Annotated in this window: 25 protein-coding genes; 2 read left to right on the top strand and 23 right to left on the bottom strand. The window is 37.5% G+C overall.

The features are described from left to right. Nucleotides 1-104: 104 nt before the first annotated feature. From RT269_RS19530 to RT269_RS30450, 6 genes are all read right to left on the bottom strand, one after another. Nucleotides 105-1,184 carry an RES family NAD+ phosphorylase gene (locus tag RT269_RS19530; protein WP_313185095.1) on the bottom strand — a complete coding sequence of 360 codons (1,080 nt, stop codon included), beginning with the start codon at nucleotides 1,182-1,184 and terminating at the stop codon, nucleotides 105-107. Continuing rightward, entirely contained in the window at nucleotides 1,184-2,116 is a 933-nt protein-coding gene (locus RT269_RS19525) for a sce7725 family protein (protein WP_313185093.1), read from the bottom strand. The genes RT269_RS19530 and RT269_RS19525 overlap by 1 nt, the downstream gene beginning before the upstream one ends. Before the next feature lie 2 nt (nucleotides 2,117-2,118). After that, entirely contained in the window at nucleotides 2,119-2,964 is an 846-nt protein-coding gene (locus RT269_RS19520; RefSeq protein WP_313185091.1) for a sce7726 family protein, read from the bottom strand. A 343-nt stretch (nucleotides 2,965-3,307) separates the two neighbouring features. Beyond that, the gene (locus RT269_RS19515; protein WP_313185089.1) at nucleotides 3,308-4,420 is read right to left on the bottom strand and encodes an HNH endonuclease domain-containing protein; all 1,113 of its coding nucleotides are present in this window, start codon (nucleotides 4,418-4,420) and stop codon (nucleotides 3,308-3,310) included. A gap of 26 nt (nucleotides 4,421-4,446) precedes the next feature. Then, the gene (locus RT269_RS19510; protein ID WP_313185088.1) at nucleotides 4,447-4,617 is read right to left on the bottom strand and encodes a hypothetical protein; all 171 of its coding nucleotides are present in this window, start codon (nucleotides 4,615-4,617) and stop codon (nucleotides 4,447-4,449) included. After that, entirely contained in the window at nucleotides 4,586-4,729 is a 144-nt protein-coding gene (locus RT269_RS30450; RefSeq protein ID WP_442913832.1) for a Fic family protein, read from the bottom strand. The genes RT269_RS19510 and RT269_RS30450 overlap by 32 nt, the downstream gene beginning before the upstream one ends. Nucleotides 4,730-5,542: 813 nt before the next feature. Here RT269_RS30450 and RT269_RS19505 point away from each other — a divergent pair. After that, the gene (locus RT269_RS19505) at nucleotides 5,543-6,994 is read left to right on the top strand and encodes a restriction endonuclease subunit S (protein WP_313185087.1); all 1,452 of its coding nucleotides are present in this window, start codon (nucleotides 5,543-5,545) and stop codon (nucleotides 6,992-6,994) included. Between the two features lie 76 nt (nucleotides 6,995-7,070). Beyond that, complete coding sequence (locus RT269_RS19500) at nucleotides 7,071-8,018, top strand: site-specific integrase (RefSeq protein WP_313185086.1); 948 nt, start codon at nucleotides 7,071-7,073, stop codon at nucleotides 8,016-8,018. A gap of 6 nt (nucleotides 8,019-8,024) precedes the next feature. Here the strand turns inward: RT269_RS19500 and RT269_RS19495 are convergent, their stop codons facing one another. From RT269_RS19495 to RT269_RS19415, 17 genes are all read right to left on the bottom strand, one after another. Then, complete coding sequence (locus RT269_RS19495; protein ID WP_313185085.1) at nucleotides 8,025-9,275, bottom strand: restriction endonuclease subunit S; 1,251 nt, start codon at nucleotides 9,273-9,275, stop codon at nucleotides 8,025-8,027. Nucleotides 9,276-9,321: 46 nt separating this feature from the next. Beyond that, on the bottom strand, nucleotides 9,322-10,899 hold the full coding sequence (locus tag RT269_RS19490; RefSeq protein WP_313185084.1) for a type I restriction-modification system subunit M: 1,578 nt from the start codon (nucleotides 10,897-10,899) through the stop codon (nucleotides 9,322-9,324). Then, entirely contained in the window at nucleotides 10,892-14,020 is a 3,129-nt protein-coding gene (locus RT269_RS19485) for a type I restriction endonuclease subunit R (protein WP_313185082.1), read from the bottom strand. The genes RT269_RS19490 and RT269_RS19485 overlap by 8 nt, the downstream gene beginning before the upstream one ends. Before the next feature lie 545 nt (nucleotides 14,021-14,565). After that, nucleotides 14,566-15,102 carry a hypothetical protein gene (locus RT269_RS19480; RefSeq protein WP_313185080.1) on the bottom strand — a complete coding sequence of 179 codons (537 nt, stop codon included), beginning with the start codon at nucleotides 15,100-15,102 and terminating at the stop codon, nucleotides 14,566-14,568. Further along, nucleotides 15,099-17,360 (bottom strand): DEAD/DEAH box helicase family protein, encoded by a 2,262-nt coding sequence (locus RT269_RS19475; protein ID WP_313185079.1) that lies wholly within the window; start codon nucleotides 17,358-17,360, stop codon nucleotides 15,099-15,101. Before RT269_RS19475 ends, RT269_RS19480 begins: the two co-directional genes overlap by 4 nt. Before the next feature lie 259 nt (nucleotides 17,361-17,619). Continuing rightward, nucleotides 17,620-18,546, bottom strand: a complete 927-nt coding sequence (locus tag RT269_RS19470) for a DUF5688 family protein (RefSeq protein WP_313185077.1) — start codon at nucleotides 18,544-18,546, stop codon at nucleotides 17,620-17,622. Between the two features lie 186 nt (nucleotides 18,547-18,732). After that, entirely contained in the window at nucleotides 18,733-18,924 is a 192-nt protein-coding gene (locus RT269_RS19465) for a hypothetical protein (RefSeq protein ID WP_313185076.1), read from the bottom strand. Between the two features lie 329 nt (nucleotides 18,925-19,253). Continuing rightward, entirely contained in the window at nucleotides 19,254-20,105 is an 852-nt protein-coding gene (locus RT269_RS19460; RefSeq protein WP_313185075.1) for an AAA family ATPase, read from the bottom strand. A 118-nt stretch (nucleotides 20,106-20,223) separates the two neighbouring features. Then, the gene (locus tag RT269_RS19455) at nucleotides 20,224-20,490 is read right to left on the bottom strand and encodes a hypothetical protein (protein ID WP_313185073.1); all 267 of its coding nucleotides are present in this window, start codon (nucleotides 20,488-20,490) and stop codon (nucleotides 20,224-20,226) included. 68 nt (nucleotides 20,491-20,558) lie between these two features. After that, nucleotides 20,559-20,936: a hypothetical protein gene (locus RT269_RS19450; RefSeq protein ID WP_313185071.1), complete on the bottom strand. Its 378-nt coding sequence runs from the start codon at nucleotides 20,934-20,936 to the stop codon at nucleotides 20,559-20,561. Beyond that, entirely contained in the window at nucleotides 20,933-21,112 is a 180-nt protein-coding gene (locus RT269_RS19445) for a hypothetical protein (protein WP_313185069.1), read from the bottom strand. Before RT269_RS19445 ends, RT269_RS19450 begins: the two co-directional genes overlap by 4 nt. After that, a complete protein-coding gene (locus tag RT269_RS19440) occupies nucleotides 21,112-21,291 on the bottom strand; it encodes a hypothetical protein (protein ID WP_313185068.1) in 180 nt (59 codons plus the stop codon). Before RT269_RS19440 ends, RT269_RS19445 begins: the two co-directional genes overlap by 1 nt. A gap of 198 nt (nucleotides 21,292-21,489) precedes the next feature. Beyond that, complete coding sequence (locus RT269_RS19435; protein ID WP_313185066.1) at nucleotides 21,490-21,744, bottom strand: hypothetical protein; 255 nt, start codon at nucleotides 21,742-21,744, stop codon at nucleotides 21,490-21,492. Then, nucleotides 21,741-22,550, bottom strand: a complete 810-nt coding sequence (locus tag RT269_RS19430) for a recombinase RecT (RefSeq protein ID WP_313185064.1) — start codon at nucleotides 22,548-22,550, stop codon at nucleotides 21,741-21,743. Before RT269_RS19430 ends, RT269_RS19435 begins: the two co-directional genes overlap by 4 nt. Nucleotides 22,551-22,766: 216 nt before the next feature. Further along, entirely contained in the window at nucleotides 22,767-23,048 is a 282-nt protein-coding gene (locus RT269_RS19425) for a type II toxin-antitoxin system Phd/YefM family antitoxin (RefSeq protein ID WP_313185063.1), read from the bottom strand. A 141-nt stretch (nucleotides 23,049-23,189) separates the two neighbouring features. Continuing rightward, complete coding sequence (locus RT269_RS19420; RefSeq protein ID WP_313185062.1) at nucleotides 23,190-24,119, bottom strand: YqaJ viral recombinase family nuclease; 930 nt, start codon at nucleotides 24,117-24,119, stop codon at nucleotides 23,190-23,192. Continuing rightward, on the bottom strand, nucleotides 24,120-24,594 hold a 475-nt coding region (locus RT269_RS19415; protein ID WP_313185060.1), incomplete at its 5' end, for a JAB domain-containing protein.

The following is a 24,594-nucleotide window of genomic DNA, read 5'->3' as shown; positions in this document are numbered from 1 at the left end:
CTCTAATTTCTTGATTAACATTTTCTTTTTTCCGATAATTCAAAATTAATTTAAAATAATCTTTTATACGTTATACACTTCTTTAATTTTTTAGGATTATACGATTAACAAACTTCCACTTCATAATTCATTGACTTTATATGATACAATTTCACATCAATACATTTAAATTTTTTGTAATCGAAGAAAGCATAATTAAGTCCACCTTTATTTAAAGAACTTCTATAGCATATCCCATCAAATCCGAGGCTTTTAACAAAATCAGATATGTATTGTGCAGGCAAATAATCCAAGTCACTATCTTGCCTTCTTAATGGCTTGGCTATTTCCGTACTTATTTTTTTCAGGATTGACATATTAATAGCAAACCATTCATAATCAAAGCTCCCCTGAGAAAAAGGACTGATATTATCTAAATTAGAAAGATCTACAATATTCAATTCTCTGCAAGGTTTAAACGATGCCATAGATACATGATCTAAATCTCTTGCTCGAATTTCATGTAACGTAGTCACAATATTATTTGACAAATATAAACAGCTAATTCCTGCAGAGTTTGCTCGTCCTGCAGTGGCTTTCTTCGCTGGAGGTGGCCCCATTTCTTCTTTTTTTATTCCATTTTCATCAGAAATTCTAGCTCTAAAAAAACCATCTGAATCCTTCGGCACTATTCGTTGCATTTGCGGACTACATAAAAATTCATTTAATAGCTCTAGATTTATATGATTAGAATGAAAACGATTTATATTTTTTATTGAACTCATGAACTTTTCCCATGATGATTCTCGCAGAAGACTATTTCTTCTCAAAAACTCAAAATCACACAATTTTTCCATTCCGACCTTTTCAGTAAAAAACAAAGAATCTTGAGTATATATATCCTTGCATATTTCAATAACAATACGTTTTATATTTTCTCTTGATGTATTAAAGATTTCCCATTCTTCAAATAATATATGCTCTATATAATTAAGATTTTCAATTGGAAAATCATTTGGTAGATCAGATGCTGGTGAATATATGTTTAATATCTCGGATATATAATCTTTTATTATATTATCTTCATCAGTATCATAAACAGCAACATCTATTTCTCCTGTTATTTCACAGATTCCCTTAATATTGGGGTGTCCAATGATTGATCGAAGTTCAATATCCCTAAAGCAATTTATACCAATCAGCACTAAAGTTCTCCTTCTAAAAACATATTCATAAGTTCTAAATGGTGCATTATCGAATATTTTTTTACAGTCCCCAATCCTGGATATTTACCTGTATTATAGCATTCAATAAAACTACTTAATCCAGCTGTCTTGAACTGCCCTGTCTCTTCCACCCAATCAACTAATTTTTTTACAGCTTCACCAAACTTTCTAGCAGGGTCATTAATATCCTCATTTGAGTCTGAAACAAAATGTCTTACTCTTAACCCCTTGTTTTTGTCAAAGTATACAATATGAATTGCTACTGCCAGTGGGGCAAATCCTGATTCATTATATTCTGCACCAACAACAGAAAAATCAGAAAATCCTTTAAACCCCTCTGATTTGTAATATAAATGATCTTCAGAGAAAAAGCCATCTACATTTTTACAATAATCAGAATTTCTTGCAGCCTTTTCAAATCGATCTACGAATACCACTTTTGAATTCGGTGCTTTTCTGCTAAAGCCTCTATCATCCGGCAATAACGTATAAGTAGGTTCCTGCTTACTATAAACATCGACAAAATCATCCAAACAATCACGTTTTGGATTAATAATCATAAACTTTTCTATATCTGTTTTCTTCTTCAATTGAGCAGGAGTATTTTTCTTCATCAAATAGGCTTTAATCATACATTCTGATTCAAGTTGCTTATATAATTCATCAACCACTTTATCCTGAGCTTTCCTTTTTTCTTTTACCTTTAAAACAAAGTCTCCCACTTCTGGGTTCATTATTAAAGCTATTTTATGTTCCCTCTCTGTATATAGCTGTAACGTTTTTACCAATGTTGATGTAAGTTTAACTGGTTCAATGATTGGAACAATATTGCTTCCAATTAGTTCCTTCTCTAGCAACTCTCTTACTGCAATTAGCTCAAACTGACGCCCTCTTAAATATGGGAAATACATAATCAACCTCCATAGCTTTTTTTCATCATCATCTCAAGTTCATTTCTTTTTGCCCGAACTTTTCCATCAAAATATATTAAAAATCTTAACGCTTCGGGAGAGTCCAAGCAAAACTCTACCGCTTCAATTCTCATTCTGCTTTTTAACTGTTTTAACATTTCTTTCTGCAATTCTTGAATATTTATTTCTCGAATCAAATTATAACATTCCTTATAGTATTCAAACTGAATTACTTCAGGAAGTCTTAACCCATTGTCCAATAGTATTTGCTCAAACTCGCTCTTTCGTAAAATTTTAAATATAGTATAATAATCTAGATATTTATCTAGAATTTCTGCATTTCTAACTGATCTTAATGCTTGACGTTTAGTTAACAACATAATACCAACACTCTTTGGAACCGTAGCCATTACTTTTTCTACATTTTCCTCATAAGTTACCACTATCACTTCTGTAAATGCTTTATAGTAGTCTTGTATTTGAGTTTCAATCCTGTCCAGATTATCTAATTCTGTTTTTATCTCATATATAACACCTTTACCATTTATCATTACAAAATCTGCTTTTGATTTATCGATTGGAAGCTCTGTTAAAGCTACAGTTTTTCTATAATCATGTTTTGCAAAAAGCAGTTTATTTAAAATTGTGTTCTTATACAAATACTCTGTTCTATATTCCTTACCCATATAGGTATAAATTTCACTTATTAATTCGTCATATGTCTTTCCATTTGGACTTTTAATATATCTCTTTACTACACATTCAAAAACACTACTCTTTTCTTGTGAAAGCAGATCTGCTAGCATTGATTTTGAAAAGAATCTCTTTAAGATCAAATTATTATTCATAATCTGCCTCCTTTGTTTTATTTCTCATATAATATTTTACCACAATCTTGTTGAAAAATCGCAATTATTACAACTATCATTTGGTTTCATTTGGTTTGGCAATGTCTTTGACGATTCAGAGAATACGCAATAAATACGAACAATTATTCTAACATAAGATACATTTTACAGAGAGGCCTTGCCTTAATCAGGCGTACTGCATTAAAGTGATATCTTTTACCTCTAGGTCTACCGAAAACAATTTTGGTTGTTTAATATAAAAGGAAAATAGCCGATTCACATAAATATCCTCTTAATTCAATACATCTTGTATTCGCAAAAAAGGAGATATCTTGTATTAATATTATTTCATGCTATTGTAAAACCAATCCCTAAATCCTGCATTTTTAGCTGCGCTATATATAGGCAACAAGATATTGTTCAAATTTTCTTTAAATTCAATTTCTGATAAATTCTCTCTATACAACTTCATCATCACATCGTCACTATTTACATGCGCTTTACTGCACTTAATAAATTCTTTATGTATAAGATCATATTTCCACATCATCAGATATGAAAAATACTCTTTCTCACACAATGCCGTAAAATATTTATCCCAATCCGGAAGATTATTACTTTTGCTGCTATTTATACTTTTCGTAGTCGGATGCAGATTCCAAAACTCATCATGAGCTACATAAGACCACGGAATAAAATGATCAATCGAAAGTGTTTCTCCCGTCAATACTTCATTTCCATAAATATCAGAAACAGGAGTAATCTCCATAATTGTCTTCCAATACTTAATGACTTTATTCAACTTCCTGTCCTGAGGCGGCTCTAATTTACTGGAAATTCCCGGAACATTCGGATTTCTCCGTTGCAAATACATAATTAAATTATACTGAATCCACCCCTTTAATATCTCCTGATTTTTTCTTATATAGGTACACCATTCCGGTCGTACACAAATAGAAGTGTCCATTCCGCAAATATCCGCATAATAATATATCAGTCTTTTTTCCCGATTCATTCTCATTGTAAGATTTGGTTTAGAAAGGTTCCATTCATGCCCTGCAAAAGTTTCAACAAAAGGAGCTTGCAAACGATAGGGAACAAAATAAGTCAAAGTCCGCTTCATATCAACCACTTTCTTATCTTTACACTGTTGCAAGTAGTTAATAATATTAGCTTTCTTTTCACTGGTTTTCAGACCACTGATTTCATGGATATAATGAACTAAAGCTTCCAGTGTATCCGACGGACCCAGATTTAATTTATACTCCGACACCATATACCAGGAATCTGCAAGCATTTCATTTATCAATTCTTGATATGTCAGCGTCTCTTTCCCGGAAATTACTTTATTCACAATTGCCTGAAACCAAAATATCTTATAAGACTCACTCATCTTATCAAACAATCTTCCTAAACGCTCAATACTCAAATTTTCAGAATATGGTAACTGCATCATAGTATTCTCCGCCACAATTATTTCTCTTAAGTATTTTTCAGTTCCGGCATCTCAAGCCCCACTGCCCTGGTAAAGTCATTTTCTGCCTTCCACTCCATCTCTGCAATAAACCGGATAAATTTCTCCGGCTCTGCGTACACTCCTTCCAAAGCCAGAATATAGTCATTACGCATATAAGGAAAGATAACACAAGGCAAATCCCCTTTGTATCAAAGCCGTATTCATCAGCTGCCTGGCCGTCTTTCCGTCCCCATCTTCAAATGGATGGATAAATATAAAACTCCGATGTAATTCTGCAGTAAAGGTAATCGAATCATATTTCCTGTCCTATCTCGTCCGGGACACAAACCGAATAAGATGAATCTGTAATAACTACATGTATCGTTCTATATACTCCTACCTTGCTTTCAGATATGCCAGAATAAAAAAGCTGGTGAAAGTTCCTTAATAACCGACTCCCGAATTGTATCCTTATCAATCGAAAAAACATGTAATCATAAGCGCAGCTATTCATAAGTTTCAAATGTTTCTCTAAGGGATTTTCCTCTAACTGTAATTCCGTCTTCAAGAAGCGCCTTTGTTTCACTGATTGTCAATGTATTTCCTTACAAAGCGTTTGAAGACCAAGTTGTAGAAATCCAAAAGGAATCACGAACTTGTTATAACATATTTTCTTCAAACAGCCAGGCCTTATTTATAAACTGATGGCATAACTTTGCTTTTTTCATATAATTATTATCATAATCTTCTTCCAGCCTTTCCTTCCCCATTTATATATACTATGATACTAATGTCTCAAGCTCAACCATGCCATACCGATTGGATGGTTTAATCATTCCCACTTTATTATCGCGCAAAATACCCTGTATTTGTCAGATTTCACCATAAGCGCTGTCTATTTTAGCATATCCTCTCTTTATCATAATAATCTATAAAAATTATATCACACTTTAAGCTCCATAAAAATAATCTTATCAATTTTCTTTTATAAAAAATTTATTACTTTTACATATTCCTACTATCTTCCACCATAAGAATAATTAATGACATACAAAGAATTTATTTTACAAGATTATCACTACAATCATGGTACCCGCTTACATTTACACAATAAGAAAGCGATTGAGCAGAATTGGATTAAGCTCAGATATTCTTCCAGTAGGCTGCTCGTTATGTGCAACTTATTGCTGGATCAGCTCGTTCATTACATTCATGCTGAATAGGACAACATTAAACGCATCTACTTCCTGCATAAGTTTAACGGATCTTCTGAAAAAGAAAACTCTGCCAGAAACAGATTTTCCTTTTATTTATATCCAGTCTTGTATTGAAAACCCAATAAAACCCTTGGTGGTAAATATTTTATGTAAAATTTACGCTTGGGAACAGCGAAAGTTAGGGGCGGTATATCGTAACATCAGAAATGCTTTTGTTGGTACAGCTACACCTTATTATGTCGAAAGCGAAGAAGATGGATATTTCTATTTAGAATCAAACAATATTAAAGAAGGCCAAATTAACCGAAATGCGGAAGTGTTTATCAATGAGGCTTTTTACCAAGGGCAACGTGATAAATGGCTACATACCGGAGACTTAGTTATGGTTCAATCAGGTCATGTTGGACACACCGCTGTAATACCAAAAGAGTTAGACTGTGTTGCTGCTCATGCACTTATTATGTTTCAAAATTCGATAGACAATATTAACCCTTACTTTACAAACTATCAACTTCAAACTCTAGAATCAAAAAAGAAGCTGGATTACATAACGACTGGAAATACTATAAAACATATATTGGCTTCAGAAATGAAACAATTTACTGTAGACTTTTCAGCTACTATTGAAGAACAAACCGCCATCAGTAATTTCTTCCTCACTCTTGATGATGCTATCACCCTACATAAGCGTAAGCTAGATGGGCTAAAAGAATTGAAGCGTGGATACTTACAGCGGATGTTTCCGCAGGCGGGCGAGAATGTACCACAGGTTAGGTTCTCCAGGTTTACAAGCGATTGGGAACGAACAACCATAGGGAAGATTTCAGATATTGTGAGAGGTGCATCACCAAGACCTATCCAAAATCCAAAGTGGTTTGATAAAAATTCTGATGTCGGTTGGCTTCGTATTTCTGATGTAACTGAACAAAATGGGCGCATCAATCATCTTGAGCAAAAAATATCTCAGGCCGGGCAAAGTAAAACCAGGGTCTTGAGAACCCCTCACCTTTTATTCAGTATTGCTGCGACTGTTGGAAAACCTGTTATTAATTATATTAAAACTGGAGTACATGACGGATTTTTAATTTTTTTGAATCCAAAATTTGAACAAGAATTTATGTTTCAATGGCTGGAAATGTTCCGCCCACAGTGGCAGCAATACGGTCAACCGGGAAGCCAAGTCAATTTAAACTCTGAATTGGTTAAGGCTCAAGAAGTTTATTTGCCAGCAAATGAGGAACAAACTGCAATCGGAGATTTCTTTCGAAATCTTGACGTACAGATATCTGTGCAGCAACAAAAGTTAAGCCAATTAAAACGATTGAAATCTACATATTTGCAAAAAATGTTTATATAGTATACAACAAAGCTTGAAGTCTCCTCTATAATAGGGATGTTAACTTTATCATCATATTATTTCAGGAGGCTTTTTTATGATTACAAGCAAAATATCGTCGCAATATTTTCATGAATATTTTTCCGAATGGATAAAAATATATAAGCATGGTGCTGTTCGCCCTGTTACATATCAAAAATACTTAATGACATTGCGGAGGCTTACCGAGCTTTCTCCAAATTTGAAAATTTGCGAACTGGATAAAAGAAGCTACCAAACCTTACTCAATGATTATGCTGAGACTCATGAGAGGCAAACGACAATGGATTTTCACCATCATTTAAAAAGTGCAATCTTAGACGCTGTTGATGAAGGTCTGTTGGCAACAGACCCCACTCGAAAGATTGTTATAAAAGGCAAGGCAGCCACAAAAAGGAAAAACAAGTACCTAAGTCAATTTGAACTGCAATCTCTGCTGAAAAATTTATCACTGACAGATAGTCCAAATTGGGATTGGCTTATTCTTCTTATTTCTAAAACAGGACTTCGTTTTTCGGAGGCACTTGCGCTAACTCCAAACGATTTTGATTTTTCGGCCCCCAAAATAAGCATAACAAAAACATGGAATTATAAAGGTGCTGGGGGTGGCTTTATGGAAACGAAAAATACATCTTCTAAGCGTGTCATTCCAATAGATCTATCATTGGCTATAAACTTTGAAACATTAACCAAGAATTTGGCGACCGATGAACTAATTTTTGTACAGGGAAGAGTTTTCAATTCAACAGTCAATAATCGGCTGAAACACTTATGCAAAACAGCAGGAATCCCTGTGATTTCAATACATAGTCTTCGTCATACCCATGCATCACTTTTAATTTTTGCAGGAGTTTCTATCGCCAGTATTGCCAAACGGTTGGGGCACTCTAGTGTAACTACCACGCAAGAAACCTATCTCCATATCATTCGAGAGTTGGAGAATCAAGACAATGATAAAATTATAAATCATTTGTCTGCTTTGGATGTAAATATAAGGGCGTTGTGAACGCCTTTATATAAACATCTTTTGTAGGTATGCCGATTTTAGCTGTTTTATTTGGCTAAGTTTCTGTTTTTGAGTAATAATTTGTCCATCAAGCATGCGAAAGAAATTGCCGATGGTAGCTTGTTCGTCACTATCAGTCGGTATTGTCAGCACGGTATCGAAAAAATCAGATGTGGAGATATTAAGCAATCCGTGATTTCTTGCACCTTCTGCTGCGTATTGTGAAACTTCATTATGCCAATACGTCGTTTCATAATATTGTGTCAAAAATTCCGAATCAATATTAGTAGGCTTAAAAACAATGTAGAGGGTAGATAGAACCCCTATCTCATAATTATCGAGTCGCTTAATTGCCCCCCAAGGATAGCCATTAGAATAGCTTTTATTATATGCGAATTCACCATTTTTCACGAGATAATAATTGCTTACATCTTTGCTCGCAACTTCTTTATCAAAAAAATCCTTTTGAGCAATAAGACCGTGCTGAGCGGATATGGTGAGCACTAGTGTGCTTTCAAGTCCTTTGTTTTTTCTTGTTACGCGATCAACTACATCCCCCAACAACCGCTTCTGCCATGGTTCAGTAAAACCGGCGAGCCTAACCTGTGGTACACTCTGGCCCGCCTGCGGAAACATCCGCTGTAAGTATCCACGCTTCAATTCTTTTAGCCCATCTAGCTTACGCTTATGTAGAGTGATAGCATCGTCAAGAATGCGGAAGAAATTGCCGATGGCGATTTGTTCGGAAAGCATGGGATAGGACATCAAAAACTTTTGAAAATCGGGAAGGCTAATTGATTGGACGGTCGTTCCACTTTTCACTATATATTTTAGTATAAATCCTTCGTTCCTTTGAATACCAGCAACTAAAAAGTCTGTTCTGATTCTTTCATTATCGTAAATAAGTGCTTTAATATCTTGATTGATTGCAACATCAACAGTAGGAATGCTTATAGGAAATCGTTTAGCTAAAATACCACTTCTTGTTACAATTAAAGGTGTTCCGGCTTTAATAACTTTTGTAGCGTTATCTTGCACGGCCTTTTTTGTGATTTTATAAGTTCCAGATGTAACAAAACTCTCTTTGATTTCTTGGGAAGAAAGCCAAACAATATCACCATTCCAGTATTCTGAATTTGCTTTAAAGGGAGTTGCGCCTCCAACGAATTTGATGTCCTCCCCCAACTTTCGCTGTTCCCAAGCGTCAGTAAATCCCTGAAACCTTATTTCAGGAACCTTCGTATCTTTATCATTCATATGTAATCTCCACAAATTTATATTTTTTCAAAGAAGGCTTCGAGCACTACATAAAGATACTCTTTGTGGCTTCTATAATATCCCTTGTTTCATCTGTTATGGCAAGCTTATTAAGCATGTCTAAAAACTCTGCCTCTTTCTGCTTGATCTGTAAATTCAGATCAGTAATATCCTTGCTAAGAGCCACTATATCTATTAGTGCTTCTTCCTCGAATGTATCCACATAGCGTGGGATATTGAGATTATAGTCGTTGCGGACAATCTCATCATAATCTGCTAAATGGGCATATTGAGGGATATCGCTTCGCTTTTTATATGAATCAACAATTTTTATTATATCTTGGCTACGCATACAGTTTTGATTTTTTTGCTTCTCAAAGTCTTTTGATGCGTCAATGAACAGGACATCCCGTTTGGCACGGTTTTTTTTCAGAATCAGTACAACGGTTGGTATACTTGTGCCATAAAAGATATTAGCAGGCAGACCAATAACCGCATCGATTGCTCCCATATCAAGCAAGTTTTTTCTAATTGCTCCTTCAGAAGCCCCTCTAAACAGCACTCCATGAGGTAAAACAATGCCCATCGTTCCTTTTTCATTTAAGTGATAAAATCCGTGTAGTAAAAATGAGAAATCAGCCTTAGACTTTGGTGCAAGTTTTCCATATCGCTCAAAACGGGGATCACTCAAAAATTTGTTATCTGCACTCCAGTTCGCCGAATATGGAGGATTCATAACGACAGCGTTAAAAAGATACGGCTCATCGGTAGGCCAATCCTCATCAAGAGTATCGCCATTTCTGAGACGCATTTGCGACTGCTCCACATTATGTAATATCAGGTTCATTCGAGCAAGGTTGTAGGTTGTTGTATTAAGCTCCTGTCCATGATAATGTACTTGTCCCTGATTCTTCACAAATCGGCGTATATTAAGCATAAGTGAGCCTGAACCCATTGCAGGGTCGTAAATGTGAAATGGCGTAGTTTCCTCTTGCCCAATAGATACAATTTCGGAAATGATTTTGCTTACCGCTTGTGGCGTATAAAACTCACCAGCTTTCTTTCCGGCTCCTGCAGCAAATTGACCAATTAAATACTCATAAGCATCACCAATAACATCACCGTCATGCCCAAAAAGGTCAATTTCATCAAGAGCCTTTATGACCTCCGTAATGGTTACGTTACGCTGCTGTGCATTTGCCCCCAGCTTCGTTGAAGTAAGGTCAACATCATCAAACAGTCCTGTAAAATGTTCTCCCTGTCGCCCAAGCTCAATAAATGCATCTTGAATGTCTGAAATTTGAAGTTCATATTCACTGGCTCTCTTTCTAAAAGTATAAAAAAGGTGGTTCGGCTCAATAAAATACCCCAACTTCTTAGAAATAATCTCTTGAATGTCTGCTGCATCGTCATCGTACCAATCCAGAAGCTCTAAAAACTGTTCTTCCCTGCTCGGATACTCTGCGACTCTACCATGCTCCTCTTCATATACAGCACGCAGTTCCTGGTCTGATAAGTATTTGTAGAAGACCAACCCAAGCAAATAGTTCTTATATTCATTTGCGTCCATTTTTCCGCGTAGTATGTCGGCACTTGTCCAAAGCTGATTGTTGAGTTCACTCATCGTTTGGTTCCCTCCATTTTTTAAGTTCGCCAGTAAAATTCGAAAGTTCGTCCTTTAAAGGCAATAGCTTATTGTTAATTTCCTTTTTCCAATATTCTTCTATAATCCGGCGGCGCTCTCGAAACTTTTTATGAAAGAATTGCTCAAACTCTTCCCGAGTTATTGTGGATTTATCAATAATCATGTTGATATATGGAACTTCTGCCTTATCCCTCCGATATTCGTTAAAGCTTATATTCAAATCCTCTTCTGATACCTTCAATATTGAAGCGTTTTCCTTTATTATAGACTCAATTGTATGCCTGAAATGACTGTCAACGCTGTCAATAATTTTCCGCTCGTCCGAAAGCGAGCCTAAAGCCTCATCGTAAGCCATTTTAACAATGGAGGCCTTGTTCTTTATAATTTCATCAAACTTTTGTTTACTTTTTTCATCTTTTATATCTTTTAGAAGCTGGCTAATATAATAACTGTCAATCTTCTCTTCAAGGGTTGCACGCTGATCTGATGAAAACTCTATTTCAAAAAAATCTGGTAACTGATTGCCATCCACGTCTGTCCCTTTAAGAGCTTCCTTAACTTCAGCTTTAAGATTTTCAATATGACCTATTTCATCTGTAATAACTTGTGTTATATCGGACAAATTGGCAAAGTCTACTTCGTATTCCTCATAGCTTTTTATGGCTTCTCCTAAATTCTTCATAGTTTGGAATGTTTTTATGGCATGGAGCTGTTTTTTTATGTCTGTTGGGTTTTCAGTCAGTTCCCTGTTGGCATCCCTAAACTTTTTGTAAGCTGCTTTGAGGTTTTGCTTAACCTCCCTGTATTGCCTTGGTACCAGTTTTTCCCAATCCCTTTCCTCGTTCGAAAACAACTTGATTGCATCACGAACATTTCTAGCCATTGTGTTTGGCTTCCGGAATGTGACAATCATACCAATGCTCTTACCGGGACATGTTCGGTTCGTGCGTGAGAATGCCTGGAGCAACTTCTGATATCGCAGTTCTCTATCGACATACAGGGTTTGAATAGTAGGTGCGTCAAAACCAGTTAAAAGCCTATTCACTACGATAACAAAATCTAGCCACTGTCCATCCTTTTGGTATTGGGCATCCTTTCGGGCTAAACGATTATTTATATTTTGATTGTACAGATCAATATCTGTATAGTTTGTACCAAACATGCTGTTGTACTCTTTCATGATCCCCATTAACTCTTCATTTGCTGCAATCATTTGATCCTGGCTCTCGTCGACAGAATATGTGATCGCCACACGTGGAAAATCGGGATCGCGTAGCTTTCTTCTTTCATCCATAGGTTTACCCGTTATCAGACTTCCTGCTTTTTTAAACTCCACCAATTTACGGTATATCCGTTTTGCCTGAGCTATGGAATGGGTTGTAAGAATAGCACTCATAGTGGGCATACCATCACTCACCTTAAATTTTTCAAGTACTGATTGATGTTTAAATATTTTTTTAAGCATTGTTTCAATATAGTCGTCATTTTCGTAATCTGAAGATTCTAACAGAGACTCTTTTTCAATCTCATCAAACATAGATTTTAATCTTGCTTCTGGATCGTCGTTAGGGTACCTCTGCCGGATTTTTCTTAGATATATCCGTTCTTCCTCCTCCTCGTTTAAAAGCGAATGGTATTCAACTTGAAAGTCCAACACTGATTTATCTTCCATAGCATTTTTAGTAGTATATGCATGTAACAATTCCCCGTATTGATCGAAGGTTGTGCGTGCGTATGTTCCATTTTCCTGTTTTTTGTTTTCTTCAAAAATGGGGGTTCCGGTAAGACCAATCCATGTGGACTTTGGAAATATTTTCTTAATTGCCTTCATTTCCTGATCAGAAACAGCCCTATGACACTCATCTACAATGAAAACAATATATTCACCCTTCAGTTTCTCAAATTTGTTTACCTCCGATTCTCTGCTTTCACGGATTGCACGGCTTAATTTTTGAATTGTTGTGATGATGATTGTGTTGTTATTTTTTTTGCTAAGGAAATTTTCCACCAGTTCTCGCTTGTTATCTATACCTACTATAAGCGTATTATCTGTGCCTTTGCCTGAAGTAACCCCTGTATTGTATTCAGAAGCAAATTTGCTAAACTCATTTTTAGTTTGGCTGTCTAAGTCTTTACGATCAACAATCATTATGGTACGAGCAACAGAAATAGCTGATTGAGCCAACAATTTAGTCGCGACAAAACTGGTTATCGTTTTGCCTGAGCCTGTGGCATGCCATATGAAGCCACCCTCATGGCTGTACGCTTGCTTCATTATTTTCTTTATTGCGTGTATCTGATATGGGCGCAATACCATCATGAATTTTTGACCTTTTTTGTCGTCAACTAGAATTGTAAAACGGCTTATTAACTCATGTGCCATAGGAATGCTTAGCGCCCTTCTTGTAAAATCGTATAAATCGTCTACGGGTGTATTGTCTGGTTCTCGCCAATTAAACAAGAACTTTTTTGCAGACTGAAAATCGTCATTTGCTCTTGGTCTTGCAAAATATCTTGTAGATACTTTATTGCTGACTACAAAAATCTGCACAGTTGAGTAAATTCCATCAAAAAAACCCGACTGAGCATATCTTTCAATTTGTTGAAATGCTTGCAAATAACCATCTTTAGCAAGTTCGCTTTTAAGCTCTATATGTATGACAGGCAAACCGTTTATAAGCAAAGTGACATCTCCACGGGTTGTTTTACCTTCTATATTAGGAACGACTTGGTTTACCACTTCATAACTTGATATACCCCCGGCAATGTCCTTATTGCTAAAAAGCGTAAGGGTAACGCTCCCTTTAGAAATTTCGTCACGCTCTATGGATACCTGTGCTATGCCGTTTTCACCTCGAAGCCATTGAGACGCCATAAAAGGTGTTTGTGCGAAACGCCTGAGTTCATTTCTAACTTGCTTAAACTCATTGTCTGTTAGAAGCACGCCCTCCAACCGTGCAAGATTGATTCGGTTAATATGCCCTCGCAGGTTTTCCCAAAGTTGGGATTCTGTCTTTATATCACTACGATATGTCCATTGGTTCTCTCTCATTGTTAAAATATCAATGAATGTATTTTCAATTTGTTTTTCAGGTGTCATACTCTATTCCCCCTAGCGATTTCAAAATCTACATTATCTTTTAATCTCCTGCAATATTGCTCTAGCGGCTTTTGTCCTGCCATCAAGAGGCTTAGGTGCCCCCTTGGGAATCACCCAGATATCACCCAATTTGAACGCATCCGGGATTCGCCTATTGTCGCATAGCTATTGCTGCTGCTTCCTTTGTTATTATCAAATCCATATTATCAACCATTCTAAAGCAAAAAACTTAATGATATCAATAATTATACAGCGTACAAACGAATAATAGTAAAATTATTTTTTATAAAATTCTTGAATTCAAATTGGAAATCCACATCATCTCTATTAGTTATATTCTCACATTTATCACTGCCTTAATGGATTTTAATACTATATTTTGCTCAAAAGCATTTATACTAAGTTAATAAGTTGATTATTATGTACGACAACAGGTCATCTGAAATCGGCTAAAAAGGAAATTTTCCAATACATTAAATGAAACTTTAAATAATCTTCTTCAGAAAAAAAATCCTCTCGCACAATGGATCCTTTTGTTACCATAGTTACCCGCATATCCGAAACGTGATCATTTCATCCAGTCCAATTTCACTGATGTTACATCCTGCCCCGCCGCGCACATAGGTTTCAATGTGATAAAACAACAGGCTGTCCTTCAGATATCGAAGCAGTTTTTCTGACCTTCTCTTATACCCGTAAGCCCGTAGCATGGTCCTCAATTTCATACGGATAAAATCCTGGTTGCCTAAGAACAGCAGCTGCAGACGCATCTTCTTAAAGAACAGATCCAGATCAAAGTATTCTGTGATAAAAGAATCTTCGGCAATCTTTTTTCCAAATAAATCAAAATCTTTCTGAATGGATGGAAACTCTGCATCTATCGTTGGTTTATCTGATAGATAATCAAGCCAATAGTGCACATCCAGATACAATCTTCTCTTGTCATTTCGATAATTACCCTCAAGAAAAAACCGGTCTTTATAAAACAGCTCCTCCAACAGTCTTCCTGTTTCTTGTGCACCCAGATTCATACTGTTAATGATGCAGGCCAGATCGAAGCTGCTGTACAAAAACTCTTTCATATCTGATCACCCTTGATTCCATTACAAGTCCTGCATAGTATCTGAAGGTTATCCTCAGTACTCTTTCCACCTTGATTCATTGGATTAATATGATCAACTTGGAAATAGATTCTATTATGCTCTTTTTTACCGCAGCATGCACAGGTATAATTTCCATCTGTATCTTTTGCACGATCAAATGTCTTATCCCTTAGTTCCTTTTCCAGTTCCGGGGCAATTTTTCCAATCTCATAAAGTGAAAGATCTTCCAGCTTTCTTTTTCCAAACCTCACATTATTCTCTTCATCATAAATATGCGGGTCAGACAACTTTGTCAGTTCTATTTCTACCTGTCGCAGGAAATATAATTTTCTGCCGAAGAAAAGCTTCAGCATGTTATCGTCCTGGTCATTCCAGATACCGACTAAGTATTCTGCCTGTTTTCTGCAGCCCATATCCTCATCCCAGATATGCTTTGCAATCGCACCAACATCCAAGCGACTTCTGTCGATATCATCAAAGGTATAGAACTTTGGAGCTGCATCATACTGAGCATAGTACCTTAAAATCCGTTCCAGATCCGTTTCTTCCAGAGGCGGAACCATTTCTCCGAGGAAAACTGTATTCCTACACTGTTCTGCCATTTCACTAATCACATCTGCGGCCGGAAACTCCTCTGTTACTCCATAATCGGCAAAAAGCACCGGTAGCACAGCCATCATTTTTTCATACGCTTCCTTCGTACTGTCATAGACCATGACCTGATAAGAAGAATCCACACCGCCTTCTTCCAAGTAGGAGAACGCATACATACCGACCGGGATTCTACGTACAAACGGGACCTTTTCCAACGCTGTCGTATCCACTGAATCATCCAGCGTTGAAGCGAATTCCTCAATTTTGGAAATTGCAATCATTCGCAGTTCCCGTTTCACATGCTCAGATTCATTTTCTGTAAATTCGTTATCTCCAATGAAAATGGATTCCGGGTTTACCCATGCAATATGCTCATTCCATTTATCAATAAATGATACAATATATGCGGTTGCTGTTCCTCCTGCAGCTTCTCCGCGCAAAGCACGTCCGATCATCTGCGTCATCATAATGGTTGAAACAGTTGGCCTTGCAAGGAATACCGTTTTTGTCTGAGGAAGGTCAATTCCCTCGGTCAGAATGTTCACATTGATCAAGACCTGAACAGAGCCGCTTCGGTATGCCTCTATCTTTCTCTCATTATCCTCTCTACTGATCCTTACACCGGTAATGGAATCTTTAATATCAGAAACAATATACTCTGCCCTAATACCTGCCTTCTTAAAAAGTGCACAGAGTGTAATCGCATGTGTTACATTGACTGCAAACACAATGGTCTGTTCATACTCGTCATACTTTTCTTTATAAGTATCTACAATCAGCCGATTCCTGACCGCACTGTCTGCAATCTGGCCAGCAATATCAGCCGGAAGCACATCCAAATGCTGAATACTTTCCCAGTCATTTACACCAAGCAGGTCCCCATACATTTCATCCGTAAAACGGCTGATAAAAACCGGCTTTGAAAGAATCCTTCTGTTGATCAATTCTTTCAATCCAATCTGATATGTGATTCCGATATCACCATGCACTGCCTGTCCGTTTTGGATACCGTCCTGATAGATTTTCGAGAGCAAACCCTGTTCCTTTTCTGCGGTACGGAATGGTGTTGCCGTCAGGCCAAAGAGCTTTACATGAGGAACCTGTGATTTCACATAGTCTACCACTTTTCTATATGTTTTTGCTGTAGAATGATGCGCCTCATCAATGACAAGAAAAATTTCCTCTTCTCCTTTCAGCCACACATCCAGAGCTTTCAGGTTCCGTCCAATACTATCCTTACTTACAATCAGCAACTGATCAGATGGGTCTATGTCTATGGTTCTGTCATGGGAAGACGCACCGGAAACAATCCGGTATGTATACGATGAAATATGCGGAATCGTCTCCGCATAGGCGTACTTCTGGAAAGATTCCGCTGCCTGCTCCAGAAGCATCTGTCTGTGTGCCAGCCATAGTATTTTTGTATGCTGATCCAGTGCATTCCTAAGAAGCCATGTGGATGCAGTATATGTTTTTCCTCCTCCTGTCGGGAGCACAAGAAGTGTACTATAATCCGAATTCTGATTAATCAGATTCAGATTCTCTAATGCCTTTCTCTGATGTTCATAAAGTGTTCTTGTATTATTTCCTGCTTTAGGTAAAACCTTTCCAAACGATTTTACCTCTATCTCATAATTCTGCATTTTATTTCCCCTGCCTTCTCAATTTATATCGTTTCTCTATGCTTGTTTCCCTGATATTTTGAGCATTTTCCCTGTCATAAGTTCTAGCATTTTTTTGCGTATTCCCACTTCACCATAATAACCTGTAAACATTATAGCATACTTTACTCTCCATAATAATGATCCTATCTACTCTTTTATAAAAAATAAATTTCGTTTGAAAATTGCCCCTATGGTTTTCACCCATAGGAGCAATTAATGATATGCAATGAATCTGATTTTATTCTATAAGACTAATACTACAATCATGCCGAGAATACTTATAAATCCTATCCGACAACACATCCTCCTTTGGCACTTCACTTTCATTTATCTGGCCAACCATTTTCTGCAACTCTCCATAATCCAAATTCTCATCATCAGGAACCAAAATAGTTTCATGCAGGCTGGACGGCAATATAACAATATCTGAATTCTGAGAATCAGCGAAATCCTTCAAACACCCATCGTATAAAATGCACCCGGCGCCGTTAATCTGTTTTCTATTCGAAAGGACATATAAGGGTGGCTTCTGCGAATCAAAATCCAACAGATCATCTACCATCTCTTCCATTTCCAATTCCTCTAAATGTCCTTTCAATATATCACACATAATCTCTTTCATTGTTTTAATTTCCGACGGCAGCAATATGGGAGTATTTCTCATTGCTAGACGATACAGTTCCTCTTTCTCCACTCCCCAAGGTTCCATATGAGAGTTATGGATCAATGCCGTCATCTGGCCCCCTCTATGTTCATCCAGAATCAGATAGAACACCACTGCCAGGTCCAAAAATTCAAAATATGGAATATCCTTTAAAAGCTCCTTATTCTTTTCCCTCTGGATCAGCTTAAAAGCCACATTATCCTGCAGATTAGTAAAATCCAAAAGCTCTCTTATATCACCAAAAACTACATCATTGTTCTCCTTATACGCAGATATAATATCTTCCAGAATTTCCTGCAGTGACATCCCATGGGTAAAATGCATATAGTATGAATTTAAGTAAATTGTTGGAGCAATATTTTTACTTGCCTTTCCAATAATCAGCCCATCCAGCACTATTCCGTTATTTTTTGTAATTTTCTGAATGCGAATCTCATAATCACTTCCTAATCTCTCCTGCACTGCTGCTCTAACTTCCTCTAAAAACTGATTGTAATTCATTTGTTCTTCCTCCATTATCTTTTTCATATTTTAAACAATAAAAAGAAGCATCTCCTTAGAAATGCCTCTGACAGAAAAATCACTTATTTTTTTACCCATTTCACGTAGACAATCTCAAACTAATTTTCCAATTCAACATAAATGAAGCTATTATCTCAACCCAGACTATAGCTACCCCTCCCATGCTCAAGACTGTTCTTCATTCCCTCTTTCATAAGCAAACCGAACTCTTCCCACCATATATATAGGCACGGTTATCTTCCGGCCTGCTATACCGCCATAAGTATCTCCTTTCAGCAAATAAACAGCCTCTATCTTTTCATCTTCTAAAAGCTGCTGCGCTGTCTCCGTCTCTGATTTTCCATCCTTTACCTCCACGCCATAGCTATTATCATTTTCCCAGCGTTTTATAAGGAAATCAATCTCCCCTTCCTTTTACGTTCCAGACATTGGAGCTATTCCTGTTATCTCAAATCCTCTGATACGCTTTAATAGTTCAATATACACAAAACATTTACTTACCATTCCCCTAAGAGCAGGCAAATCAATTCCTACCACATCCATAAAATATCTGCATACTCCAACATCCATAAAATAAAAATGGTTGTGCAAAGATACGTTCACGGGATCACATTCATTGGCCTTATAACAATAACCTATGATATCTGAACAATATAGCCAGTCTATAACTGCACTAATACTTTTCCTCATGGTTCTATTGCTTTTTCCGTTATAAATAATACGGGATAATTCTGTATTACATCACCATGCTCCTTTTTCTCCCGGACAGAAAGCTGTGCAATCGCAGGAAATATCTGCTCCAGTAAAATCATTTCCTGTATACCGCCTAAGACTCTTGTTGATTCTTCTATAAAAGTCCCGATAATCTGCGTCAAAACCTTTTTGCATTCTTGCGTATCCTGTGTTTTCATATAACAATTTATGACATCCGGATAGCCGCCTATTTCACAATATATTTTATAATATTCTTTTAATTCATCATATTGCAAGGGATTACTGGAACCAAGCAAATCAACGCCATTATAAAGCTCCCTTTTTCCAAATGCCGCTACAAATTCTTCGAATGACAATGTATTAAGCATCAAATTCTCTGTGTCTCCTGCTGAAAGATAATACCCCTTTTCCAATGTCTTTCCTAAGTAACTGCCTGCAACTATAAAATGGCATAAAAACTCTCTTGAAAATTCTCTGATTCTGGAATACACTTTCGCTGATTCCTGAATCTCATCTATAACAATAATGGTGTCTTTATTATCCTCGAACCGGGAATCAAACAATCGGAAAGCTTCATGCAGCGTCTTTTCTATCCGCGTCTCTCCAGGCTTCCAGGCAGATGCCTGTTTCATGCAAGCCAGAAATTGTTCACCGGACAGCTGAGCCATATTGATATAGATATAAATTTTGTAATTTTCTTGTGCAAATTTATCCAGAATAAATGTCTTACCAGTCTGTCTGGCACCTTTTAATTCCAGGACCTTACCGCTGTCACGCTGCTTCCAACGAAGCAGATCATTGTAAATATTTCGCTTCAGTTCCACCAGAGTCATCCTCACTTTTCCAATATTTCTACTGTAACACACCATAACCCTGATTCAAATTCTTTTCAGTAAAATATATTCCTGAAATCCTTATCTTTCATTATAGCTGCTCCCTTTATCATAACTTTAAAATTACCTTTAAAACCCTGGCTCCATCTTTCATACCGGCAAGATACAGATAGCGGCTTTCTTCTGCCGACCGTATAACCCATTCATCCCAAAACTGCTCCATAGTAACTTTTGATTCCTCATCCAACCGTTCAAGAATATCTTTCATCTCGTGGTTTAGCTCCCTTTCCTCATGAAGGGTTTCATCAGAACGTGCATTTAACAGCATCTCAATACGGTCACAAATGATCTGTTCCAGTAAATCTTCCACATTCATATCATCACCTTTTCCTTCTTTTTTGCAACAAAAAAAGCCCCCGCAGTCTCACACCGCAAGGGCTAATCCTATTGTACTCGTTGAAACCAATCCGGCACATTATGAGAAACACGAACCGGAAGCCCATCTTTATAGATGGCAATTCTTCTAAATTCCCTAGTATTATCATACAGAGAAGCCAGATTACACATAGGAAGAACAATCTTCAAGTTCTGGAATGTTTCCAGATACCGTTTTTCCACATCCTTATCCGGTATTCCATGCCCACCTTTTGATACACGGTAGGCAATCCTCTGTTTTGCCAATTCTACAGAATCAACTCCTACATAATAAAGTTCAATGTAATATCCCTGATTCCTGGCCTTTTCTATTGTTCTAAAAATAGTCTTTCCACAGAGCGTTGTTTCCTGATAAAAGGAACTTCCGATAGATAGGCATTGATTCAATTCCTGAACAGCCCGTTTTCCACTTTCATAACATCACTGGTTATTTTCCAGTCCCCAAATGTTTTAAGAATTTCATCTATATTAATTCTAGGCATCTGATGATACTTGAGAAAAGTCTGATACAGCGTAGACTTCCCAGCCCCATTCACTCCTGCAAAAATAACATATCGTTTCATCAAAACCGATTCTCCTCAATGACCTTTCTCTGTCTCTGCTGAAGGAAAAGGTCACTGATCATGGAATAAAATTCCTGCTCTTCTTCCGTCTCCGCCCCAAGGATTAACTGCGTAGTCTCATCAGGATCTAATTTCATGCACTCTTTGTACAACATTTTCAAGGTTTCATTCGTTGACATATCATCACTCCTTCCTTGTAAGTAAGTCCATTATATCATAGGAACATAATGAAATACAATGAGCACTCGAACATTTGTATCGACTTATGCCAGATACCCGATCATTTATGCCAGTACATTTTTTGCCACGTGCTCTGTAAATCAGCCTTCCATTTCATTCTGCCTCTGCTCCTTACTCAAGTCCACAAAGAGTTCCTCCTAATGTTCTTGTCCATAAACACTTAAAAATATTTCCTCCGCTATCTCTTTCTGTCCCAGGCTCAGTTCAAGGAAATCCTCTCCGGTATACCGCCGCCCGACAAGCTCCAGTATATAGCAAACTCCGAATAAAGAACGATAAAATGCCTCCCGGTTCTTATAAATCTCTCTCTTGGAAATACATTTCTTTTGAAGTTTCCCTAATGCTATTGCATCTTGAAAAATACGCCTATCACTCTGACTTACCTTTATCATGCCACCTCACCGCTTTCCAATGTTTCCGGCAAACACTCATTCCGTATCTCGCTCATATCAATGGAAAGCTGTGTTTTCACAGTTTCATCCAAGGTGATGGCTTTCTTAAAATCCGACTTAATCGGTGCATATTTTAACAGCTGCTTAATCACCGTCTTTTTCGCCATCCCCTCATAATTACTCTTCCACGGGCTAAAATCCGAAGTAAACGCTTTTGAATACTTGGTAGCATAAGCATCTACATAGCTTTTGCTCATAACTTCAAAGCGAAAGCCACCGTTATCCAACCGGAAGATTGCGTAAAAAGCCCTGATTTCTCCCGGCTCATCAAAAGATGGCCGATGAGTCAAAGATGGATGAAGGCCCAATTCATAAGAAAATTCATCATTTTCATACACCACCTGAGCCTCAATGCTCTGCATCCTGTCATTGCGATATGCCAAATCAATCAGTCCCCGATATCCCAGTTGAAACTGACACTCCAATACCCCTTTGTTTTTATATGGGATTAAGTAGGCCTGTCCTAAAGGTGTATTTGGCTCCAGCCCCAGCTGAGCCGCATTCATCAAAGCTGCAATAAAGCTCATAGGAGTACATTCTCCCAGCTTGGGAGTATTGTTAATCGCCGATAATGCCATACGCGTAAATCGTTCCGGCGTAAGAATACTTGGAAGCGCCCGTTTAATTTCCGGTTCAAGGGCCTTAACCATATCAACGATAGTCATGTTTTTTGTCAGCCTGACGGATTGACCTTGACCTCCGCCGCCTGCTGCCCTCTTTTCTAATTCCTGTTTTACATCTGACATTTTCTCATCCCTTTCATTTTAGTTCATTTAATTAATTTGAAAAAGGACCATCCTGCATCCAGCAAGACGGTCCCTTTCCTCAATACTCAAAATATTAAATTAACATAATTACATCTGAAATTAACGACTGAATATATAATTTTGTATGATTCCTCTCTCTCATCTCATAAAAAGCCAAATCATTTACCTAACTGTCCGCCTTTATATTATATTACATCACAGATCGTGAGACTTCCCCACTAAAAGATTTTTGCGAATATCCGAAAATGTATCCTCTATAGAAGCAGTTCTTTCATTTTCCACATCATCCTGAGCTTCCGCCAACATTTTCCACAATTCCAATTCGGTTTTCATCTTTTCATACTGGATATGGCTCATTAAAACGGTATCCTCCCGACCATCTACTGTAATAAAAACTGGTTCTTGAGATTCCCATGTTAAGGCTGATATCTCCAAATACTTATTTTGTAAATCAGATGAAGGTCTGAATGCTTCCATTACGCGTCCTCCTCGTCATGATTTTATGGCATTATTATAACGTGATAACGATACACGTACAATCTGCATTTTTTCATTGATCAAAACAAGCAGCCTGTGAAGTGTTAAACTTGAGCCTTTACATCTTTAAACCTCAAACCATTACGCCGCCTTAACAGTAAATCGTCTTGACTGGCTGCATTTGGCAAAATCCCGGTAAAGATCTGGCCGCTCCTCCTTTAATCGCTTGCTGTCAATACGGACTGTATCCACATTGCTCCAGGAAACTCTATAGTGCTCATTAAATGCCATTTCATATTCGCCCATATAAAGCTTAAGCTGCTGTTCAATCTGATTCTGCTCCTGTGTCAACTTCTTTGCCAGAAGAATGATTTCTTCCCTTCTTTTTAACTGCTCATTTAAATGAGACGGAAGAGGAATCGTCTTTTTACGGGCCGTTGGAAAATACTGGTTAATCACTTCATTTGAAATATCACTGCCGTCCGGGTCTGGCATATTTCCTGACAAAACATGGTCCTCCCAGAATTCCTTTTCTATGGCAATCAGATTTTGAATCAGCTCCTCATCACGTTCAATCTTCTTATACTTAAATTCCCTCCCCAAAATCACAACAGCCAGATACCAGGCCTTCGCCCCGGTCACCGCCATATAATGATGACATTGAATTTCATAATGGGCAGGGACAGATTCTCCGGTCCATTTATCCACATTATAGGCACTGGCCGTTTTGCATTCAAGTCCCATGTTTTCCCCTGAAATAAGGCGGTCAACATTTGCCAGCATAAAGGGATATTCTTCGCTCTGATACATGACATTGGACCGTCGTACCTTTAAGCCTGTCTCTTCCATAAAGCGCCGGGCCACATATTCTTCAAGGTCTCGCCCCTGTCTCATGGATTCATTATCATAATCTTCTACTTCTGAGCCTGTTTTTTCATAGAAAATACTCATAGGGCTGACATAGGGATTAAGACCACAGATTGCACCTGCATCAGACCCACCGATTCCCTGTTTTCTGTATTTCAGCCAATCTTCATGAGATAAGCCGTTTGTTGAAATTAACTTTTTCATTCATGCCACACCTCCAATTCCAAAAGGCTCAATCCTTTCTTCCCGGAAGCTTACATATCTGCCCTCCGAACCAATCACAATATGGTCAAGCAATTCGATTCCCAGCAATACTCCTGCTTCCTTAATCCGGCCTGTAATAAGAGAATCCTCTCGACTTGGCTTTGGCTCTCCAGAAGGATGATTGTGAAAGCAAATAATTTTTGAAGCATTTGAAAGAATCGCATGTTTAAATAAATCCCTTGGATCTATCCCACATGAGCTCAAGCCTCCCACTGCGACGATTTCCAAAGCGATGGGCGTCATTGCTGAATCCAATGACATTACCATCATCATCTCACGATCTGAATATTCAAAGAGAGACCTCACCATATCCGCTGCCTCTTTTGCTTCATGAAAACGTTCAGTTCCATAAACGGAAGCGCCTTCCCGAACTATTTTAAGCTTTATGATCCCTACTCTCTTCTTAGGAATAGGC

Source organism: Lacrimispora sp. (assembly GCF_032078915.1).
Lineage (GTDB): Bacteria > Bacillota > Clostridia > Lachnospirales > Lachnospiraceae > Lacrimispora.
The sequence above is the reverse complement of the archived record's forward strand: the minus strand, read 5'-3'. Positions and strand labels throughout refer to the sequence as shown.